Here is an 18,134-nt window from a genome sequence, read left to right as displayed (position 1 = left end):
GTGGACGAGCCGGTGGACGACGCGCCGATGGACGTCACGGGCAAGCTCGAGGCGCGTCCCGACGAGCCGGTGGTCGATCCGGTCGCGGCCATGGTCCCCGACTTCACGTCACCCGCACCCGGGTGCGGCACCCATTCAGCCGCTGCCGCTGGACTCGACGAGGCCGCGCTGTTCGAGGCCATCCGCCGCTTCCTCGCGCGCCTGCTCCCCCGCCGCCCCGGGCGAGGAACTGTCCTCGCCTACGGCCGGGTACGCCGCAACGCCACCGGCACCCAACGCAAGGCCATGGCCGCCCGCGACGGGGCCGGTTGCTGCTTTCCCGGCTGCACCCGCCCGCTGGCCTGGACCCAGGCCCACCACATCGTCCGCTGGGAGGACGGCGGCCGCACCGACATCGACAACATGTGCCTCGTCTGCACCTACCACCACCAACTGCTCGACACCGGCGACTGGCACGTCCGCATGAGCTCCGACGGCCGACCCGAATGGATGCCACCCCGCCTGCTCGACCCGCGCCGGCGGCCTGTGCGCAACGACGCGCATCACCCGCCCGACGTCCGGTTCGGACCCGTCCTCGTCAGGCTGAGCTGAGCGCTCAGCGCACGAACACCTGGAAGTTGAGCGGACGGCTTCCGGGGAAGGCGATGTGGCCGCGGTCGTCGATCATCTTGAAGCGCACGTAGCAGAACGTCGGCTCGGGCGGGGTGGTCACTTCGACCTGCACCTCGGCGAATCGGCCCGGGAGGGTGCGGGGCACGCGCACGTCGGTGATGGTCTGGCACTGGTCGCCGCGTTGCGGCAGGTCGAGGCGTCGCAGTTCGTACCGGTTCCAGACCCGCGTGCCGACGTTCTTCAACCGCCACACCTTGCGCACGGTGCGGTCGGTGCCGACCGTGCTGCAGTCGGGCAGGGTCAGGTCGGCGACGAGTTGGCCGCGGTCTCCGGCATTGGCCGGCGGCGCCGACGGCGGGTTCGTCCGCATCACCGGGCACCCGGCGGACGCCAGGCCGAGCGCACGGGAGCCGCTCGGCGGAGCGGCCGCCGTCCTGCCGTCGTCGCGGGACGCCGCCACGATCGCGACCGTCGCCGCGGCTGCCGCCGCGGCGATGCCGACGCCTGCGAGCACCTGCACCGATCGGGAGCGCGGCCGGCGTCCTCGACGGGGCGCCGACAGCTCGTCCCAGTGCGCCGGCTCGGGCTCCACCGAAGCCACCGTCGAAGCCACCGTCGAAGCCACCGTCGCCGTGACCTCGTCGGGTCCGACCGGGTCACCGCCGGCGGTGCGGGCGGTGGTGCCGTCGGTGGCGCCGTCCGTCCGCACGGCCCGGTTGGCCTCCTGCCACGCGGCGCGGTAGTCGGCGGGGTCGGCCCCGCAGGCCTTCACGAACTCGACGGTCGTCGGCCAGCTGGGCAACCGGTTGCCCTGCGCCGCCTCGTGCAGCGTGGTGTGGGAGATCGCGCGCGACCGTCCCGACATCTCCCGGAACGACGGGGTGCCGGCGGCGGCCCGCAGCTCCCGCAGGGTCGCGGCGAACCGCTCGATCGCCGCTGCCCGCCCGGAGGGTCCGCAGTCGGTCACCTCGCCGCTCCTGTTCGCGTCGTCGCTGTCCCGCGAACGCTAGGCTAGCGCCCGATTCGTCCCTTTCGCACGTCGGGACCGCCCGCCGCAGGACGCGGCGGACGGCCCCGGACGGGACGTCACCGGATGTTCAGTCGAGCGTGATCCCGTCGTAGTAGTACCGCAGGATCGTCTGCCAACCCTTGCCCTCCTCGGCGCGGTCCTGCGAGCCGTACTGCGACATCCAGTCGCCGTCGACGTAGCTGCTGCCGCAGGCGGTCGTGGTCGCGCAGTAGTGCGCCTGCAGGACGTGCCCGCTGCGCGCCAGCCGGGTGCCCCAGGTCGCGTCGACCGCGTTGCTGGTGGACGTGACCGCCGAGCCAGGCTTGTAGACCTGGCTGCGGGTGTCGTCGTACACGTCGAAGCACCGTCCGTCCGACGTCTTGCGGTCGGAGTGCAACGCCCAGTACCAGCCGAAGCTCTTGACGGCCATGGCGCCGGCCTTCAGTGCGTCGGCGTCCCAACTCGCCTTCCACTCGTTCGGCAGCACGTTCTTCACGTAGGTCTTGAACGCGACCCGGTCGATGGCCCCGGAGCCGGCGCGGTAGACGAGGATCGAGCTGGGCAGGGTGGTGTCGTTGCCGTCGCTGGAGCACCCGCCCCCGGAGCCCAGCAGCTGGTGCGACGCGTTGTTGTTCTTCAGCGTTGCGTCCAGATTGCCCTTGGCGCCGGCGGCGAAGTCCTGGCTGTGACCGGCGAAGTTGCTGTTGAAGTAGACCCGGACGGTCTTGCCGGTGCGGTTCCACACCGACGCGGCGTTGTTCTTGACGCACAGGCCCTTGCCGTTGCCGGCGCCCTTGAATTCGTAGCACGTCGGCTGCGTCGCGCCGTAGTCGTCCAACGAGCCGACGAAGTCGGAGATCGATCCCTGCTCGTCGCTGTTGAAGAAGTAGCAGAACTCGCCGCTGTCGCAGTGGCCGTCACGGCTCGCGGCCGCGGCCGGCGCGGCGAGAACCGCCGCGCCGGCCACGAGCAGGGCGAGCGTCGTGAGGACGGCCATGACGCCCGATCGTGCGGTCATGTCAGTGGTTCACCTTGAACCACGGCTGCGTCCACCCGAGGTAGTGCTCTCCGAAGCTGGACTCGATCGTGGCGATCGTCGTCCTGCCGTAGCGACCGGCCTGGTAACGCCCGTCCGTGCCGACGTCCGTCGAGGCGAAGCTGCCGTTGCCGAGCGAGAGCATCACGTGGCCGTAGCCCTGCGAACCGCCGGAGAAGAACGCCAGTCCACCCGCGGGCACCGTCCGGTCACCGCCGTGCTTGTACGAGGCGGGCACCTGGGTCCAGTGCAGGTACGCGTCGTGCGACCCGCTGTTCGACCAGCCGTAGGCGAGGGCGACGACGTGGTCGCAGGTTCCGGTGCCGAGCGAGGTGCTGCCGAGGTGGCTGTTGGCCCAGGAGACCGCGCCCGCGCACGTGCGCGGATCGCCGAGGCCCGAGGTCGAGCAACCCGCGGTGCTGGCCGCGCCGATCCGGTGGGACGCGTTGTTGTTCTTCAGCGTCGAGTTCAGGTTGGCCTTCGCTCCCGCCGCGAACGTCTGCGAGGCGCCGCCGTAGTTGCTGTTGAAGTACACCGTCACCGACTTGCCGGTGCGGTTCCAGACCGAGGCGGCGTTGTTCTTGATGCACTGGCCCTTGCCGTTGCCGTCGCCCTTGAAGTCGTAGCAGCTCGGCTGGGTGGTGCCGTAGTCGCCGATCGACGCCGTGAAGTCCGAGATCGAGCCGGCGTTGTCGGAGTTGAAGTAGTAGCAGAACTCGCCGTCGTTGCAGGTGCCGTCGCGGCCGGCCGCGGCGGCGGGCTGGGCGCTCAGCACGAGCGCGGGGGCGGCGAGCGTGAGCGTCGTCGCGGCGACGCCGAGGACCTTGCTGATGGTGCGCATCACTGTCTCCTTCGGGGTTGGGAACGGTGCGGTCGGTCGAGCGGTCAGGGGGAGCGCTGGTACTCCTCCCAGGTGCGGATCGGTGAGACGGGCGGACCGTCGTCGGGCGCCTTGTTCGCGAGGCCGTTGAGGCCGAGGTAGTAGTCGCCCACCTGGTGTTGGGCCTGCGACGACAGGTCGGTGTCGCTGATCGCGACGGCGTGGATGTGGAAGGGCCAGTCGCCCTGGCTGGGCGTCCGGGACCACGCGGCGAAGCCGACGACCCGCAACGCCCGCACGACCTTGGTCTTCGTCGTCGCGCTCATCCCGTCGACGTTCACGTCGACGACGCCGCCACCGTCGTGTGTCCCGGCGGAGGTCGGGTCGCCGCCCGGGTTGTACGAACCCTGGTCGAGCACGAGGTCGCGACCCAGCCTGGCCTCGGCGGCGGCGAGCATGTCGCGGGTGCGGGTGTCGATCGTCGTCCCGTTGCCGCCACTGACCTTCGTCCCGGGCGACAGGACGTGGGTGACGGTGAAGCGGCCGGTGCCGAGCTTCGTGAGCGAGGCCCGCCCCGGCAGCCCGTTCGCGGCGAGACCGGTGTAGCCGAGCGAGGCCTGGTACTTGGCGTACGCGGCGACGGTCGTGGTGCCGAAGTAGCCGTCGACCCACTGCGCGTCCAGCAGGCCCCGGGCCCGCAATGCCTGCTCGACCAGCAGGACGCTCGCCTTCGCGCCCGGCGTCAGGGTGTCGTCGGCGCGGCGCGGGTCGATCTGGGCTGCCTTGACGGTCGCCTCCATGTCGACGGCCGGCAGCGTCTGCGCCACGGCGGTGCCCGGCGCGGCCGCGGCGGAGGTCGTGACGATGCCGGCCGCGAGCGCGGCGATCCCGGTGAGCACGACAGCGGTCGCGCGCCGGGACGGACGGTGACGGTCGCCCATGGTGCCTCCTGGGTCCGCAGTGGTCCGGACCTGTGTCCGGTGCGGGCCCACTGTGGACCTGGGAGCTGGGTGTGCGAAAGGGGCAGTTCTCCCCTTACGGGCAGAACCCCGCGAAACGGGCGTCCGGGGGTGTTGTCAGACCGTCCGGGCGGCCGTCCTGACGCCGTCCGTCAGTGCACGGACGCGGTGGCGACGGCCCCGGCGGGATCGTCGGCGGCACGCTGGCGACCGTCCCAGGTGCCGGTGCGGCGCAGGTCGGCGAGCGCGCTCGCGACCGTCCGGCGCTCGTCGGGGGAGAGGGTCGGACGGACGAGTTCGGTGGCCCGGTCGGCGAGCTGCCACGCCTCCACCAGCGCGCCCGGTTCCCCGGTGGGGTCGGCGAGCAGGTCGGCCATGCCGTACCGCGACGCGCGCCACGTCGCACCCTGCAGCAGCTCGATGCGGGTGGTGACGGTCGGCAGGTCGTCGTCGAGCGCGGGCGTGACCAGCCCGCGGGCGATGCCGGCCAGCGCGGCGGCGTGCGACGCGTCCGGCAGCACGTCGAAGACGCGGAGCTCGACCGTCGGGTAGCGCTCCGAGAGCCGCGCGTCGAAATAGATCATCGCGGCGTCGTGGGCGGCACCGGACGCGACGAGCGCGCCGGCCGTGCGGTGGTAGGTCGCCGCGTCGCCGAACGCCGCCGTCGGTCCGGCGGACGGCCACTGGTTCCACAGCACGCGGCGGTACGACGCGTAACCCGTGTCGCGACCGTCGTACCAGGGCGAGTTCGCCGCGAGCGCCGTGAGCAGCGGCAGCCACGGCGCGATGCGGTCGACGACCGCGACGCCGGCCGTGTCGTCCGGGACCTCGACGTGGACGTGCATCGCGCTCGTCAGCTGCACCCGCGCCACCTGCGCGAAGCGGTCGCGCATGCTCTCGTAGCGTTCGACCGGGGTCGTGCGGTCGGACGCCGCGCCCGGCCAGGTCCCCGACGCGACGAGCCGCGCGCCCCGGCGGGCGGCGTCCTCGACGAGCGTGCGGCGCAGTCCCGCCAGGTCGTCGGCGAGCTCGCCGAGGGTGGCAGCCGGCTTGGTCGCGAGCTCGACCTGCGAGCGCTTGAACTCGGGGTCGTACTGCCCGTCCGGGTCGCGGCGGGCCGCGTCGTCGGCGACGGACGCGCCCGCGTCCACCAGCTCGGCCGAGCCGCTACGGGCGAGGAAGAACTCCTCCTCGACCCCGACCGTGGGTACAGCCCTCACGTCCATCCCTCCCGTCGCCTGCGAGGGTTCGTACCCGCGCTGCGCGGTGGGTGACCGGCGGTGACGGAAACGCCCACGGATACCCGGGATCCGGCGTCAGTGAGCGGGTCGACCCACCTCGTCGACCGCGGGTCGGAGCAGGTCCTCGAGACCGATGCGCCGGTAGAACTCGTCGCGGATGCGGTCCCCGACGGCGTTGACGACCTCGGCCCCGTCGTCCGCGGGATCGATGTGCACGCGGAAGGGTCGACGGCCCTTCGGGGTGTCGACGGCGCGGGCGACGGCGCGGGCGACCTCGGTCGGATCCTGGTCGGCGGGGGCGAGTGCGGCGAGACGCCGGCCGACCTGATCCATGAGACCCGCGTACTCGGCCTCGTACGCGGCGGCCACGTCGCCGTCCTGGGCGTGACCGGCGTGCGCGAAGTGGTTCGTGCCCACGGTGAACGAGCCGGGAACGACGATGGTGGTGTCGACGCCGAAGCGTGCGAGTTCTGCCGCGTAACTGACGGCCAGCGCGTCCATCGCGGCCTTGGCGGCGAAGTACGGCGCGAGGTAGGGCGGCGTTCCGCCGCGGGTGCTGGTCGAGCCGATCCACACGACGAGCCCGTCGCGTCGGGCGCGCAGGTGCGGCAGGGCGGCGCGGTTGAGGCGCTGCGCGGACAGCACGTTCACGTCGTAGACGGCGGCGAGCTGTTCCGGCGTGAACGCCTCCGCCGGCCCGAGCACCATGTGGCCGGCGTTGTGGACGACGACGTCGAGACGCCCGGTCTGTTCGATCACGGACGCCACGGCGGCATCGACCGATTCCTGGTCGACGACATCCATCTCGACCGTGCGCAGGTCGGCGTGATGGTCGGCGGCCCAGGCGGCGACGTCGTCGGACGCGGCCCGGTTGCGGGTGCTGACGTTCCGCATGCCGGCGAAGACGATGTGGCCGGCGGACGCGAGCTCCCGTGCGGTGAGCGCGCCGAATCCGCTCGAGGCTCCGCTGATGAGAACGGTCTTCGGGGAGGGTCCCGTGGTCATGTGCTTGTTCCTTCCGATCGGTTCGGTCGTCGCCTCGGGCCCGGGGCTCAGGCCACGCCGCCGTTGGCGTAGAGGACCTGGCCGTTGATCCACCGGGCGGGGCCGGCGAGAAAGGCGACCAGTTCGGCGATGTCGCTCGGGCGGCCGAGCCGCTCGAGCGGGGCCATGGCGGCCAGGTGGTCGATCGCCTCCTGGGGCTTCCCGTCGAGGAACAACGGGGTGGCGGTCGGGCCGGGAGCGACGGCGTTGACGGTGATGTCCCGTCCGCGCAGCTCCTTCGCCATGATCATGGTGATGGCGTCGACCGCGCCCTTCGTGGCGGCATACGCGGCGTAGCTCGGCAGGGCGAGTCTGACGACGGAGCTGGAGAAGTTGACGACGGCCCCGCCGCTGCGCACGCGGCGCGCGGCCTCGCGGCCCACGACGAAGGTGCCGCGGACGTTGGTGCGGTGCATGCGGTCGAGCTCGTCCAGGTCGAGGTCGGCCAGCGGGGAGAGCAGCATGATGCCGGCGGTGTGGATGACGACATCGATACCGCCGAGCTCGCCCTCGATGCGGTCGAACATGGCGGCCACGTCGGACTCGTCGGCCACGTCGGCCTCGACGACGACCGTCCGCGCGCCGCGGGCGGTGGCGGTGTCCGCGAGCCGCTGAGCGCGCTCACGGTTCCCGGCGTAGTGCACGGCGACGGCGAACCCGTCGTCGGCGAGCCGTTCGACGACGGCGCTGCCGATGCCTCCGGATGCGCCGGTGACGAGCGCGACACGTCCGGACGCGGTCTGCTCGGCAGGGCGTTCGGACGGTGCTGCGGCGGGCGTGTCGGTCATGGCGGTTCCCCTCTCGGATCGGTCGCTGCGGCTTCGATGCCGCTATGTGTACGACACGTACATATAAACACATGTGTACGCTGCGTGCAAATAGGAGGCAGTGGTGGGACGAGGCAGACGGCCGACGGACGAGGTCCGGTGTGACGTGCTCGCCGCCGCCGGCCGGCTGCTGCTCGAGCGGGGCATGAACGGGTTCACCATCGAGGGCGTCGCGGCGGCCAGCGGCGCGAGCAAGGTGACGATCTACAAGCTGTGGCCGTCGAAGGGTGCGTTGGCGCTCGAGGGTTACTTCACGACCGTGGAATCGGCGCTGGAGTTTCCCGATACGGGTGACCTCGAACGCGACCTGCGCAGCCAGCTGCACGCGTTCGTCACGCTGCTCAGCACCTCACCCGCGGGCGATGTCGTCCGTGGCCTCATCGCCGAGGCCCAGCACGACCACGAGCTGATGAAGGCCTACCGCGCCACCTACTCCGAGCCCCGTCGGCGGCTGGCCGTGCAGCGACTGGAAGCTGCGCGGCGGCACGGGCAGCTCGCGGATCACGTCGACGCGGAGTCGATCGTCGATCAGCTGTGGGGCGCGTGCTACCACCGGCTGCTGTTGCCCGACCAGCCGCTCGACACCGCGTTCGCCGACCGTCTCGTCGACAACCTCTTCCGCGGCATCACCTGACGGTCGACCGCACACGCACGGCTGCGCGTACTCGTGGCGTGACGACGTCCAAGCGGGTGGCGTGATTCCTGGTCGCCTTCGGCGTGTGGTCCTGGATCGTCTGGCCCACGTTCCGCAAACAGCACCTAGGTGACTTCCGCGACACCGTCGAGCGACTGCGCGGGGTCATCCGCGACTCGGCCCGGGCCCGTCCCGCCGGCATCACCGCACGGAAGTATCTGCTGCCGGGCTTTCTCGTGTGCGAGGTGGAGGGCTGTGGTCGCAAGCTGCGGTCACGTCCCCGCGGATCGACCAGGGGTGACGTCTGGAGACGTCGCACCGCGTTATCCAGGTAGAACCCTCGGAGGAGTCGTCACGACTGCAGACGGCGATCGACGCCGATCGAGCTGTCGCTCGAGGAGGACTCACGCAGCGCGTGGGCCGAGTGGGCCCTCGAGCGTCGCCGGGCGGTGTCGGCTGCGGTGATTTCGGACGTTGTCGTCGCGCCCGCTCGACGCGGCCTGCCGCGCTTCGACCCGTCGGGCATCGACGACGTCATCGGAGACGGCTGCGGCATCCGGAGGCGCGTTCGCGCCCGTGCCGACGCGATGGCGACGACGTGCAGAGCCGACGGCTCGGTGATGGTCGCACTGAGGCCCTGGCGCATTCGCGACGCGGCTACGCGCTGCCGTGCAAATGCGGCCGAAGTTGAGTTCGGGTTTCGTTCCGGCGTGCCGGCCAGTTTCGGATGGCCTGACGAGGGCGTCGGTTGGCATGGCCGCTTGGGGTGCATGCATCGTACGAGTGCGACGTGCTTCGGCAATCACGATGCGGCGCGTTGTCTCCCGTCATCCTGTAATTCGGATGGTGTTGCGCTCGGGCCGTCTCTGGCGGAGTGGGAACCCGGCGACGTGAAACGCCGGCAACCAGAGGAACGCACCATCTGCAGTCAGCTGTCGCTTTCGGGACCGTCCGCGGCAGTTCGGCCCCCACCCGTTCGCGGGGCCTCCCCGGTCTTGTCCGCCTCGCTGTCCTTTCTGCTGTGTACGCCCGCCTCCTCTGCATGCAGGCTGGCTTCGTCGGTGATGCTCTGGCTGGTGTCCAGTCCGGACATACGAACTCCTCGATCAGATTCGTGCTGGCGCCAATCCGCTATCTCATTTATCTCTTCCCGCTTTCGGGCCGTGCTTACCAGTGGCCGCGTCGAACGCGGCCGGTCACACCCGATCAATTGGCCGCCGTCCGCGGTTCGGCAGCAGTCGTGGTGGCGAGCGCGTCCGCGAGCCAGGTGATGCCGCGGGCCGTCGCCACCGTCGACCCCTCGGCGTCGATTCGAGGTCCGTTCAGTTCGAGGTCGAAGGGTCCGGTGTAACCGGCGGCCACAACCTGGGCGATCAGCCGACGCAACGGGACGACCCCGTCGCCGGGGACGGCCCTGCTCGGGAGGGCGCGGTCCCCGCTCGCGTAATCACCCAACTGCACGTGCGCCACGTGGGGAGCCGCCCTGCGGATCGAATCGGAGAAGTGCAGGTCGGTCCAGAGGTGGAAGAGGTCGACGCAGATCGTCGTGCCCACCGCCTCGGCGATCTCGACGGCGTCGGTCAGGGTGTGGGCGAAGGTCATGTCGGCGTAGAGCCAGGTTGCCGGTTCGACCGCGATGCCGACCGCCATCGACCGCGCGCGCTGCAGCGAGGGGCCGACGGCGTCGCCGAAGACCGGCACCGGGTCGTCCCACTGCGACTGCGGACGGGCGCCGGTGAGGATGTAGACCGTCGCCGCTCCCACCTCGGCCGCCGCGTCGACGATCGCATCCAGGCGCCGGCGTGTGGCCGGCCACGAGGACCGGTCGTCGAGGTCGAAGACGGTGCCGCCCGTGACCGCCACCGCCGAGAGGCCACGGTGGTCGAGTACGCGCCGCGTACGGGAAGCGGGCTGTTCGAGCAGGCGGGACGCGGTGACGCTCACCGTGGCCACGCCGTGTGCTGCCACCTCGTCGCAGAACTGCAGGACCGACAGCTGTGGGTGGCACAGCATGCTCACGCAGACACGTCGATCGCGCATCGTCACCCCGTTTGCCATAATCAGTTATCTACGTCAACTGATAGCACGACCCGAGGCCGACGTTTCCCATCGGGTCGAGAACGAGGCGAACGCGTGAAGCAGGAACCGTTCGAGGTCGCGGTGCCCGACGCCGATCTGGCTGACCTGCGCCGCCGCCTCCGGGCGACGCGCTGGCCCGACCAGCTGCCGGGGGACGACCTGTCCGGGGGGCCTGACGTCGACCGTCTCCGAGCGCTGTGCGACTACTGGGCCGACGGGTACGACTGGCGCGCCGCCGAGGCACAGCTGAACCACTGGCCGCAGTACGTGACGCACATCGACGGTCAGCGACTGCACTACCTGCACGTCCGCTCGCCGGAACCCGGTGCGCTGCCGCTGCTGCTGACCCACGGCTGGCCCGGGTCCACGTTCGAGTTCAGCAAGGTGATCGGCCCGCTCGTCGATCCTCGCCGGCACGGCGGGGATCCGGCGGACGCGTTCCACGTCGTCTGCCCGTCGTTACCGGGCTACGGGTGGAGCGGTCCGACCACCGAGCCCGGGTGGGACATCGTGCGGGTCGCCCGGGCGGAGGCGTCGCTGATGGCCGGCCTCGGCTACGGGCGCTACGTCGCGCAGGGCGGCGACTGGGGTGGCATCGCCGCGACACACCTGGCCCTCCTCGACCGCGAGCACGTGGCCGCCATCCACCTCAACCAGGTGCTCGCGCCGCCGCCGAGGGACGTCGACCCGGACAACGAGCGGGTGCGGGCCGCCGAACGCTTCCGGCGCGACGGCAGCGGCTACCTGGCCATCCAGTCGACGCGTCCGCAGACACTGGCGTTCGGGCTGACCGACTCGCCGGCCGGGCTGGCCGCCTGGCTCGTCGAGAAGTTCCGCGACTGGAGCGACTGCGACGGCGACCTCGACAAGGTGTTCGATCGTGACGAGTTGCTGACCGCCGTGTCGATCTACTGGCTGTCCGGCACCGTGGCCTCGTCCGCCCGCCTCTACGCGGAGAGTCGGCGGACCAGGACGTTGGGGCGCCCGCCGTCCGAGTTCGTCGCGACACCGACGGCGTGCGCGATCTTTCCGAAGGACATCGCCGTGCCCGAGCGTTCGTGGGCGGAACGCCACTACGCCGTGTCGCGGTGGACGGAGATGCCGCGCGGCGGCCACTTCGCCGCCTTCGAACAGCCGAACCTGCTCGTCGACGACGTCCGGACGTCGTTCGCGTCCGTGCGCGGTTGAGGAGAAGAGGTCACGTGCAGGTCGACACGACGGTTCCGGCCGATCGCCAGCGCGACCCGCGGGCGCCGGTGCGCGCCGCCGAGGAACGTGGCTACGACGGTGCCTGGCTCAGCGAGGTCAAGCACGACCCGCTCGTCGGCATCGCCCTGGCGGCGACCGCGAGCGAACGCATCGAGCTCGGCAGCTCCGTCGCGGTCGCCTTCGCGCGCAACCCGATGTCGTGCGCCGTCGTCGCCGACGACCTGCAGGCCATCACCGGCGGACGGCTGCTGCTGGGGCTGGGCACCCAGGTGCGCGCCCACGTCACCCGCCGCTTCGGTATGCCGTGGTCGCACCCTGCTGCGCGCATGCGCGAGTACGTCCTGGCGATGCGGGCCATCTGGCGGACGTGGCACACCGGCGAGCCACTCGACTTCGCCGGTGACTTCTACACGCACACCCTGATGACCCCGATGTTCGTACCCGAACCCCATGACCACGGCCCTCCCCGCGTGTTGCTCGCCGCGGTCGGCCCGGCGATGACCGAGGTCGCCGGCGAGGTGGCCGACGGGCTGTTGCCGCACGGTTTCACCACGGAGCGTTACCTGCGCGAGGTCACGCTGCCGGCTCTCGGCCGCGGCCTGGCGCGGGCCGGCCGTCCCGAGGGCGCCTTGACGGTGTGCGGGTCACCGATGGTCGTCACCGGTTCGACTCCCGAGCTCCGGCGGCAGGCAGACCGGCGGACCCGGGCGCAGATCGCGTTCTACGGTTCGACGCCCGCCTACCGGCCGGTGCTGGAGCTGCACGGCTGGGGTGATCTCGGCGCAGAGCTGCACACGCTGTCCACGGCGGGCCGATGGGACGACATGAGCGATCTCATCGATGACGACGTCCTGGAGACCTTCGCCGTCGTGGCGGAGCCGGACGAGGTGGCCGGCAAGGTGGCGTCGCGCTACGGCGATCTGCTCGACCGCGTGACCCTCACCCTGCCGCACGAGGACGAGTTGGCCGGGCGGATCGCCGACGCGCTGCGCACGTCAGCGCCGGCATGATCGGCGCCGCCGGTCGAGGGCCCCGACTCCGACGGCGCCGTCCGGACCACGGTGTCGACGCCGGCGAGAACGGACCGACGTTGGCGGTGCTGACCGCCGGCGTGATCGCCTTCGCCCTGCTGCAGTCGTTCGTGGTGCCGGTACTGCCGACGCTCGAGCGCGCCCTCGGTACGAGTGCGAGCGGCGGCAGCTGGATCCTCACGGCGTATCTGCTGTCGGCGTCGGTCGCCACCCCGATCGTCGGGCGCATCGGTGACGTCGTCGGCAAGAAACCGGTGCTCGTGGCGGCGCTGGTGACCCTGGGCGCGGGATCCGCGCTCGGCGCCGTCGCGCCGAATCTGACGGTCATGATCGTCGCCCGGCTGGTGCAGGGGATCGGCGGCGGTGTGCTGCCCCTGTCGTTCGGGATCGTTCGCGACCGGTGGGACGCCCACGCGGTTCCCCGGGTGATCGGCGCCCTCTCCGCGCTCGCGGGTGCCGCGGCCGGGCTCGGGACGGTGGCCGCGGGACCGGTCGTCGCCGCGCTGGGCCACGCCTGGCTGTTCTGGCTACCCGGCATCATCGTGGCGCTCGCCGCGTTCGCCGGGTGGCGTTTCATTCCGCGGGACCGTCAGCCGGCCGCCGGTGGCGGCGGGATCGGGTGGTGGCCGGCAATGATGTTGTCGGGCTGGTTGACCGCGTTGCTCGTCGCCCTGTCCGAGGGCTCGCGATGGGGCTGGACGTCGCCGGCGACGCTGGGACTGCTCGGCGCGGCGCTGGTGCTGGTCGCGGCATGGATCGCAGTGGAGGCGCACGTCCGCGTGCCCCTCATCGACCTGGCCGTCATGCGGCGCCGCGCCGTGTGGGCGGCGAACCTGGTGACCATGCTGATGGGCGCCGCCATCTACGCGTCGTTCGCCGCGGTGCCGGCGTTCCTCCAGGTGCCGACCGGGTACGGGCCCGGCGTGAGCATCACGCTGGCGGGGCTGATCATGCTTCCCTCGGCCGCGGTCACATTCGTGATGGGCCTGGCCTCGGCTCCGCTGGTACGCCGGTTCGGGCCCAAGCCCGTCGTCGGCCTCGCGCTGGGTTCCAGTGCGCTCGGTTTCGTCGGTCTTGCCTTCCGCCACGACTCCGTCGCCGCGATCTGCGTGTCCACCTGCCTCTACGGACTGGGCTTCGGGCTGGCGTTCGCAGCCCTGTCGGCGTTGATCGTCGAAGCGGTGCCGCTCTCGCACACGGGCGTCGCGAGCGGTATGAACGCCAACATCCGCACGCTGGGCGGCGCGCTCGGCGCGGCGGTCGTCGCCGGCACGCTCGCGGCGGCCACGACCCGCGCCGGCTATCCGGTGGAGTCGGCCTACCGCGATGCGTTCGTGTTGCTGGCGGTGGTGTGCGTCGGGGCCACCCTCGCCGTCGCCCTGATCCCGTCGCATTCCCGATCGGAGGGGCCCGACGGCGCCGACCGAGGCGACAGTGCCAACCGTATCGACGGTGTCGCCGACAGCCATCCGGTGCTCGGCATGGTCGCCGGCGGCACCGTCGTCGGTGACGGCTACGAGCGGGCACCGAAGGCGCCACGAGCAGCCTCCGACGCGCATCTCGCCGATGAGTGAAGACAGTTCTGCGCGCTGCCCGCAGCGCACACCGTCATCGCTATCCTAGGTAGAAAAGCACATCGAAGGGTGACAGTCGCGGCCCGGGTGGTGTGACAGGCTGCTCGAACGCGGAGGTGCGCGGTGCGTGATGCGGTGATCGTCGAAGCGGTTCGGACGCCGGTCGGCAAACGGAACGGCTCGTTGGCCGGGCAGCACGCCGCGGACCTGTCTGCCCATGTGCTCAACGCCCTGCTGGAACGGAGCGCCGTGTCGGCGAGCCAGGTCGACGACGTGCTGTGGGGTTGCGTCCAGCAGGTCGGGCAGCAGGCGAACAACATCGGCCGCAACGCCGTGCTGGCGGCCGGGTGGCCCGAGACGGTCACGGCGACGACCGTCGACCGGCAGTGCGGCTCGTCGCAACAGACCGTTCACTTCGCCGCGGCCGGGCTCGTCGCCGGGCACTACGACATCGCGATCGCCGGCGGGGTGGAGGTGATGAGCGCGGTGCCGATCGGCTCCAGCGTGACCGTCCCCGGCCTCGGCGATCCGACGAGCGACTCGATCCGCAAGCGGTACGGCGTCGACTTCAACCAGGGCGTCGGCGCCGAGATGATGGCCACGCGGTGGGGGTTGTCGCGCACGCGCCTCGACGAGTTCGCGTCCCTGTCGCACGAGCGTCTTGCCGCCGCGATCGACGCCGGCCGCCTCGAGGCACAGATCGCGCCCGTCACGACCGACGACGGCACCATCGTCTCGGTCGACGAGGGTCTGCGCCGCGGCACCTCGCCCGAGAAACTCGCCGGTCTGAAACCGGCCTTCGTCGAGGACGGGGTCATCCACGCGGGTAACTCGTCGCAGATCAGCGACGGCGCGGCCGCGTTGCTGATGACGACCTCGGAGAAGGCAGCGGAGCTGGGGCTCACGCCCCTCGCTCGCATCCACACGGCGGTCGTCGCCGGCGACGACCCGGTCATGATGCTCAGCGCGCCGATCCCGGCCACGGCCAAGGCGCTGGCCAGGTCTGGGCTCACCATCGACGACATCGGCGCCTACGAGGTGAACGAGGCGTTCGCGTCGGTTCCGCTGGCTTGGCTGGCGGAGACGGGTGCCGACCCGGACCGGATGAACGTCAACGGCGGCGCGATCGCCATCGGGCACCCGCTGGGCGGCTCGGGAGCGCGCTTGATGACCGCGCTGGTGCATCACATGGCCGACAACGGCATTCGCTATGGGCTGCAGACGATGTGCGAGGGCGGCGGCATGGCCAACGCCACCGTGCTCGAACTCCTCTGACCGTCCGGCGGCGCCGTCACGCGTGCCGGTCGGCGGGTGCCGGCACGCGCGAGGCCTGCGCGGCGGCATAACGCCGGCCGACGATGGTCCCTGGTGCGAACACCTGCGCCAGATGGGCCACCTCGTCCGCGCTGATCGGCACCGAGCTGGCCGCGGCGTTCTCGGTCAGATAGCTGACGCGTTTGGTGCCGGGGATCGGGACCACGTCGAGGGGCTGGGCGAGCAGCCAGGCCAGCGCCAGCTGGCCCGGCCGGCATGCCTTGCGTTCCGCCATCTCGTGCAGAACCTGCACGGGCTCGAGGTTGTGCGCGAGGTTCTGCTCGCTGAAGCGCGGATTGGTCGCCCGGAAGTCGGTGGCGTCGAAGGTCGTCTGCGCGGTGAAGCGGCCGGTCAGCGCAGCCCGTCCCAGCGGCGCGTACGGCACGAGCGTGACGCCCAGCCGGCGGCAGGTCGGGATGATGTCCGTCTCGAGGCCGCGCTCCCACAGCGAGTACTCGCTCTGGAGGGCCGTGATCGCGTGAACGGCGTGCGCGCGACCCAGCGTCTCCGACGTGACCTCGCTCAGGCCGAGCGCCCGGACCTTGCCGGCGCCGACGAGGTCGGCCATGGCACCGACCGTCTCCTCGATCGGTATCGACGGGTCGACCCGGTGGTAGTAGTAGAGGTCGACGTGGTCGACGCCGAGGCGACGCAGACTCGCCTCGCAGGCGGAACGCACGTACTCGGGCCGACCGTTCAGGACGATCCGGCCGTCACCGGCGTCGCGTGACACCGCGAACTTCGTCGCGATGACGGCCTCGTCACGGCGGCCGGCGAGCGCACGTCCGAGCAACTCCTCGTTGTGCCCGAACCGCACCAGAGCGCCCGGCGCGGTGTCGGCGGCGCCGTAGATGTCGGACGTGTCGAAGAAGTCGACGCCGAGATCGAGGGCGGCCCGGATCGTGTCCGTCGACTGGGCGTCGTCGGTCTCGCCGAAGAACTGCGACATGCCCATGCAGCCGAGGCCGATGGCACGTACGGAAATGTCCGAGTGGCCCAGAACCACGCGAGCCGATCCGGAGACAGCATCCATGGTCGTCCTCCTCTGTCGAGCATTGTGCAGATAGCTATATCAGTTATCGACTTCGAGGGCGTCGGGTTCTAGCCTTCGGACGTGCCCACACGCGCAGACGACTCGTTTCGCCGCTTCGAGGGCAAGGTGGTGGTGCTGACCGGAGGAGGTGCCGGCATCGGACGCCACTACGCGCACCGCTTCGCTGCCGAGGGTGCGACGATCGCCGTCACCGACCTCGACGCCGAGGCGGCGCGACGCGTGGTCGCCGAGGTCGAGGACCGAGGAGGCCGGGCGGCGGCGTATGTGATGGACGTCGCCGACCACGACGCGGTGCCGGCGGTCGCGGCCGCGGTCGCCGATGCGCACGGCGGCATCGACGTGCTGGTGAACAATGCCGGGATCCACCTCGGTGACGCCCAGGTGCCTTACGAGCTCGACGCGTTGCCGCGCTGGAGGCAGGTCTTCGAGGTCAACGTGCTCGGCGCGCTCGCCTGCGCCGTCGCCTGTCGCCCGTTCATGGCCGGTCGGGCGAATCCGAGCATCATCAACCACTCGACCATGGCCGCGTACGGCCCGAGCGGTGCATACGGGGCGTCCAAGCTGGCGCTCAACTCGCTGACGCTGAGTCTGAGCACCGAGTTCGGTGCGGACGGCATTCGTGTGAACGGCATCGCTCCGGGTCTGGTCGACTCGGAGGCCGCGACCGCATGGATGGCAGACCCCTCGCGCGCCGGCCTGTCGGAGTCGCTCGTCGCGGCGCAGTCGCTGCCGCGGCCCGGGCGGATGTCCGACCTGGCCGACGCCGCCCTGTTCCTGGCATCGGAGGCCGCCGGTTTCATCACCGGCCAGACCATCCTCGTCGACGGGGGCGCGACCAAGCGTCCTGCGTGACGAGGTGGTCCGGGTGGGGTGCGTCGTGCTCCTACTTCGGGCCGAGGCGCTGGGCGCCGTCGATCCGGATGACCTCACCGTTGAGGTAGTCGTTCTCGGCGATCTGCCGGACCAGCAGGCCGTACTCGTCGGCACGGCCCATCCGCTTGGGGTTGGGCACGAGGGTGCCCCACTTCTCCTGTGCCACCGACTCCTCCATGCGGAAGGCGGGGGTGAAGAAGGTCCCCGGCGCGATCGTCATGACACGGATGCCGAACGGGGCGAGGTCGCGGGCCGCGGCGAGGCCGAGACCGACGACGCCACCCTTGGCGGCCGAGTAGTCGCTCTGGCCGATCTGTCCTTCGAAGGCCGCGATGCTCGCCGTGGTGACCACGACTCCGCGCTGGCCACTGTCGAGGGGTTCGTTCTTCGCCATCGAGGACGCGGCGAGCCGGAGGAGGTTGAAGGTGCCCGTCAGGTACACCTCGACCGTCCTGCGGAAGAGATCGAGGGCGTAGGGCTTGCCCTCCCGGTCGAGCACCCGGCTGACCGCGGTGCCACCGCCGTGCGCGGACACCGCCACCCGCAGCGGTCCGAGGTCCGCCGCCGCATCGACGGCGGCCTGAAGCGAGGCGTCGTCGGTCACGTCCGTCCGCACGAACCGGGCGACGTCGCCCAACTCGTCGGCGAGGCGGGTGCCGTTCTCCTCCGAGAAGTCGGCGATCACCACCTTCATCCCGGCAGCGGCGAGGCGGCGGGCTGCGCCCGCGCCGAGTCCGCCGCCGCCTCCGGTGATCAGGGCACTGGCTCCGTCGAGCTCCATCGCGTTCTGGCTCCTGGTTCGTCGGTCGTGTAACTTC

At 71.2% G+C, this 18,134-nt stretch carries 17 protein-coding genes; 7 read left to right on the top strand and 10 right to left on the bottom strand.

Annotation, left to right across the window (positions count from 1 at the left end; translation table 11 throughout):
- Positions 1 to 591 (top strand): HNH endonuclease signature motif containing protein (locus ACYVP9_RS19525; protein ID WP_460606610.1); only part of this gene is annotated, 591 nt, incomplete at its 5' end.
- A gap of 4 nt (positions 592 to 595) precedes the next feature.
- Here the strand turns inward: ACYVP9_RS19525 and ACYVP9_RS19520 are convergent.
- The 7 genes from ACYVP9_RS19520 to ACYVP9_RS19490 form a co-directional block, all read right to left on the bottom strand.
- On the bottom strand, positions 596 to 1,579 hold the full coding sequence (locus ACYVP9_RS19520) for an NBR1-Ig-like domain-containing protein (RefSeq protein ID WP_460606609.1): 984 nt from the start codon (positions 1,577 to 1,579) through the stop codon (positions 596 to 598).
- A gap of 130 nt (positions 1,580 to 1,709) precedes the next feature.
- Entirely contained in the window at positions 1,710 to 2,639 is a 930-nt protein-coding gene (locus ACYVP9_RS19515) for a SpoIID/LytB domain-containing protein (RefSeq protein ID WP_460606608.1), read from the bottom strand.
- 1 nt (position 2,640) lies between these two features.
- Entirely contained in the window at positions 2,641 to 3,498 is an 858-nt protein-coding gene (locus ACYVP9_RS19510) for a peptidase inhibitor family I36 protein (protein WP_460606607.1), read from the bottom strand.
- Positions 3,499 to 3,542: 44 nt separating this feature from the next.
- Positions 3,543 to 4,418 (bottom strand): peptidoglycan-binding domain-containing protein, encoded by an 876-nt coding sequence (locus tag ACYVP9_RS19505; protein ID WP_460606605.1) that lies wholly within the window; start codon positions 4,416 to 4,418, stop codon positions 3,543 to 3,545.
- A gap of 170 nt (positions 4,419 to 4,588) precedes the next feature.
- A complete protein-coding gene (locus ACYVP9_RS19500) occupies positions 4,589 to 5,656 on the bottom strand; it encodes a carboxylate-amine ligase (protein ID WP_460606604.1) in 1,068 nt (355 codons plus the stop codon).
- A 96-nt stretch (positions 5,657 to 5,752) separates the two neighbouring features.
- Entirely contained in the window at positions 5,753 to 6,682 is a 930-nt protein-coding gene (locus tag ACYVP9_RS19495) for an SDR family oxidoreductase (protein ID WP_460606602.1), read from the bottom strand.
- Between the two features lie 47 nt (positions 6,683 to 6,729).
- Positions 6,730 to 7,509, bottom strand: coding sequence for a Rossmann-fold NAD(P)-binding domain-containing protein (locus ACYVP9_RS19490; protein WP_460606600.1), 780 nt, complete (start codon positions 7,507 to 7,509; stop codon positions 6,730 to 6,732).
- Positions 7,510 to 7,612: 103 nt separating this feature from the next.
- Between ACYVP9_RS19490 and ACYVP9_RS19485 the strand changes: the two genes are divergently transcribed.
- Positions 7,613 to 8,182: a TetR/AcrR family transcriptional regulator gene (locus ACYVP9_RS19485; protein WP_460606599.1), complete on the top strand. Its 570-nt coding sequence runs from the start codon at positions 7,613 to 7,615 to the stop codon at positions 8,180 to 8,182.
- Positions 8,183 to 9,388: 1,206 nt separating this feature from the next.
- On the opposite strand, the gene ACYVP9_RS19480 is transcribed toward ACYVP9_RS19485, so the two are convergent.
- Complete coding sequence (locus ACYVP9_RS19480) at positions 9,389 to 10,195, bottom strand: sugar phosphate isomerase/epimerase family protein (RefSeq protein WP_460606623.1); 807 nt, start codon at positions 10,193 to 10,195, stop codon at positions 9,389 to 9,391.
- Between the two features lie 120 nt (positions 10,196 to 10,315).
- Here ACYVP9_RS19480 and ACYVP9_RS19475 point away from each other — a divergent pair, with 120 nt between their 5' ends.
- From ACYVP9_RS19475 to ACYVP9_RS19460, 4 genes are all read left to right on the top strand, one after another.
- Entirely contained in the window at positions 10,316 to 11,449 is a 1,134-nt protein-coding gene (locus ACYVP9_RS19475) for an epoxide hydrolase family protein (RefSeq protein ID WP_460606598.1), read from the top strand.
- A gap of 14 nt (positions 11,450 to 11,463) precedes the next feature.
- A complete protein-coding gene (locus tag ACYVP9_RS19470; protein WP_460606597.1) occupies positions 11,464 to 12,480 on the top strand; it encodes an LLM class oxidoreductase in 1,017 nt (338 codons plus the stop codon).
- Between the two features lie 86 nt (positions 12,481 to 12,566).
- Complete coding sequence (locus ACYVP9_RS19465; protein ID WP_460606622.1) at positions 12,567 to 14,075, top strand: MFS transporter; 1,509 nt, start codon at positions 12,567 to 12,569, stop codon at positions 14,073 to 14,075.
- Positions 14,076 to 14,198: 123 nt separating this feature from the next.
- Positions 14,199 to 15,350, top strand: coding sequence for a thiolase family protein (locus tag ACYVP9_RS19460; protein ID WP_460606596.1), 1,152 nt, complete (start codon positions 14,199 to 14,201; stop codon positions 15,348 to 15,350).
- Between the two features lie 16 nt (positions 15,351 to 15,366).
- On the opposite strand, the gene ACYVP9_RS19455 is transcribed toward ACYVP9_RS19460, so the two are convergent.
- Entirely contained in the window at positions 15,367 to 16,422 is a 1,056-nt protein-coding gene (locus ACYVP9_RS19455; protein ID WP_460606595.1) for an aldo/keto reductase, read from the bottom strand.
- Positions 16,423 to 16,503: 81 nt separating this feature from the next.
- Between ACYVP9_RS19455 and ACYVP9_RS19450 the strand changes: the two genes are divergently transcribed.
- A complete protein-coding gene (locus ACYVP9_RS19450; RefSeq protein WP_460606594.1) occupies positions 16,504 to 17,295 on the top strand; it encodes an SDR family NAD(P)-dependent oxidoreductase in 792 nt (263 codons plus the stop codon).
- A 31-nt stretch (positions 17,296 to 17,326) separates the two neighbouring features.
- On the opposite strand, the gene ACYVP9_RS19445 is transcribed toward ACYVP9_RS19450, so the two are convergent.
- Positions 17,327 to 18,097, bottom strand: coding sequence for a Rossmann-fold NAD(P)-binding domain-containing protein (locus ACYVP9_RS19445; protein WP_460606593.1), 771 nt, complete (start codon positions 18,095 to 18,097; stop codon positions 17,327 to 17,329).
- Positions 18,098 to 18,134 lie beyond the last annotated feature (37 nt).

The sequence above is a fragment of the Jatrophihabitans fulvus genome (genome assembly GCF_054781375.1).
This window is presented reverse-complemented; position numbering and strand designations above follow the sequence as displayed.

Bases quoted from the DNA above. Each gene is read 5' to 3' on its own strand.
- ACYVP9_RS19515 (WP_460606608.1), bottom strand. From the start codon at position 2,639: ATGACCGCACGATCGGGCGTCATGGCCGTCCTCACGACGCTCGCCCTG.
- ACYVP9_RS19510 (WP_460606607.1), bottom strand. From the start codon at position 3,498: ATGCGCACCATCAGCAAGGTCCTCGGCGTCGCCGCGACGACGCTCACG.
- ACYVP9_RS19505 (WP_460606605.1), bottom strand. From the start codon at position 4,418: ATGGGCGACCGTCACCGTCCGTCCCGGCGCGCGACCGCTGTCGTGCTC.
- ACYVP9_RS19495 (WP_460606602.1), bottom strand. From the start codon at position 6,682: ATGACCACGGGACCCTCCCCGAAGACCGTTCTCATCAGCGGAGCCTCG.
- ACYVP9_RS19490 (WP_460606600.1), bottom strand. From the start codon at position 7,509: ATGACCGACACGCCCGCCGCAGCACCGTCCGAACGCCCTGCCGAGCAG.
- ACYVP9_RS19480 (WP_460606623.1), bottom strand. From the start codon at position 10,195: ATGCTGTGCCACCCACAGCTGTCGGTCCTGCAGTTCTGCGACGAGGTG.
- ACYVP9_RS19455 (WP_460606595.1), bottom strand. From the start codon at position 16,422: ATGGATGCTGTCTCCGGATCGGCTCGCGTGGTTCTGGGCCACTCGGAC.
- ACYVP9_RS19445 (WP_460606593.1), bottom strand. From the start codon at position 18,097: ATGGAGCTCGACGGAGCCAGTGCCCTGATCACCGGAGGCGGCGGCGGA.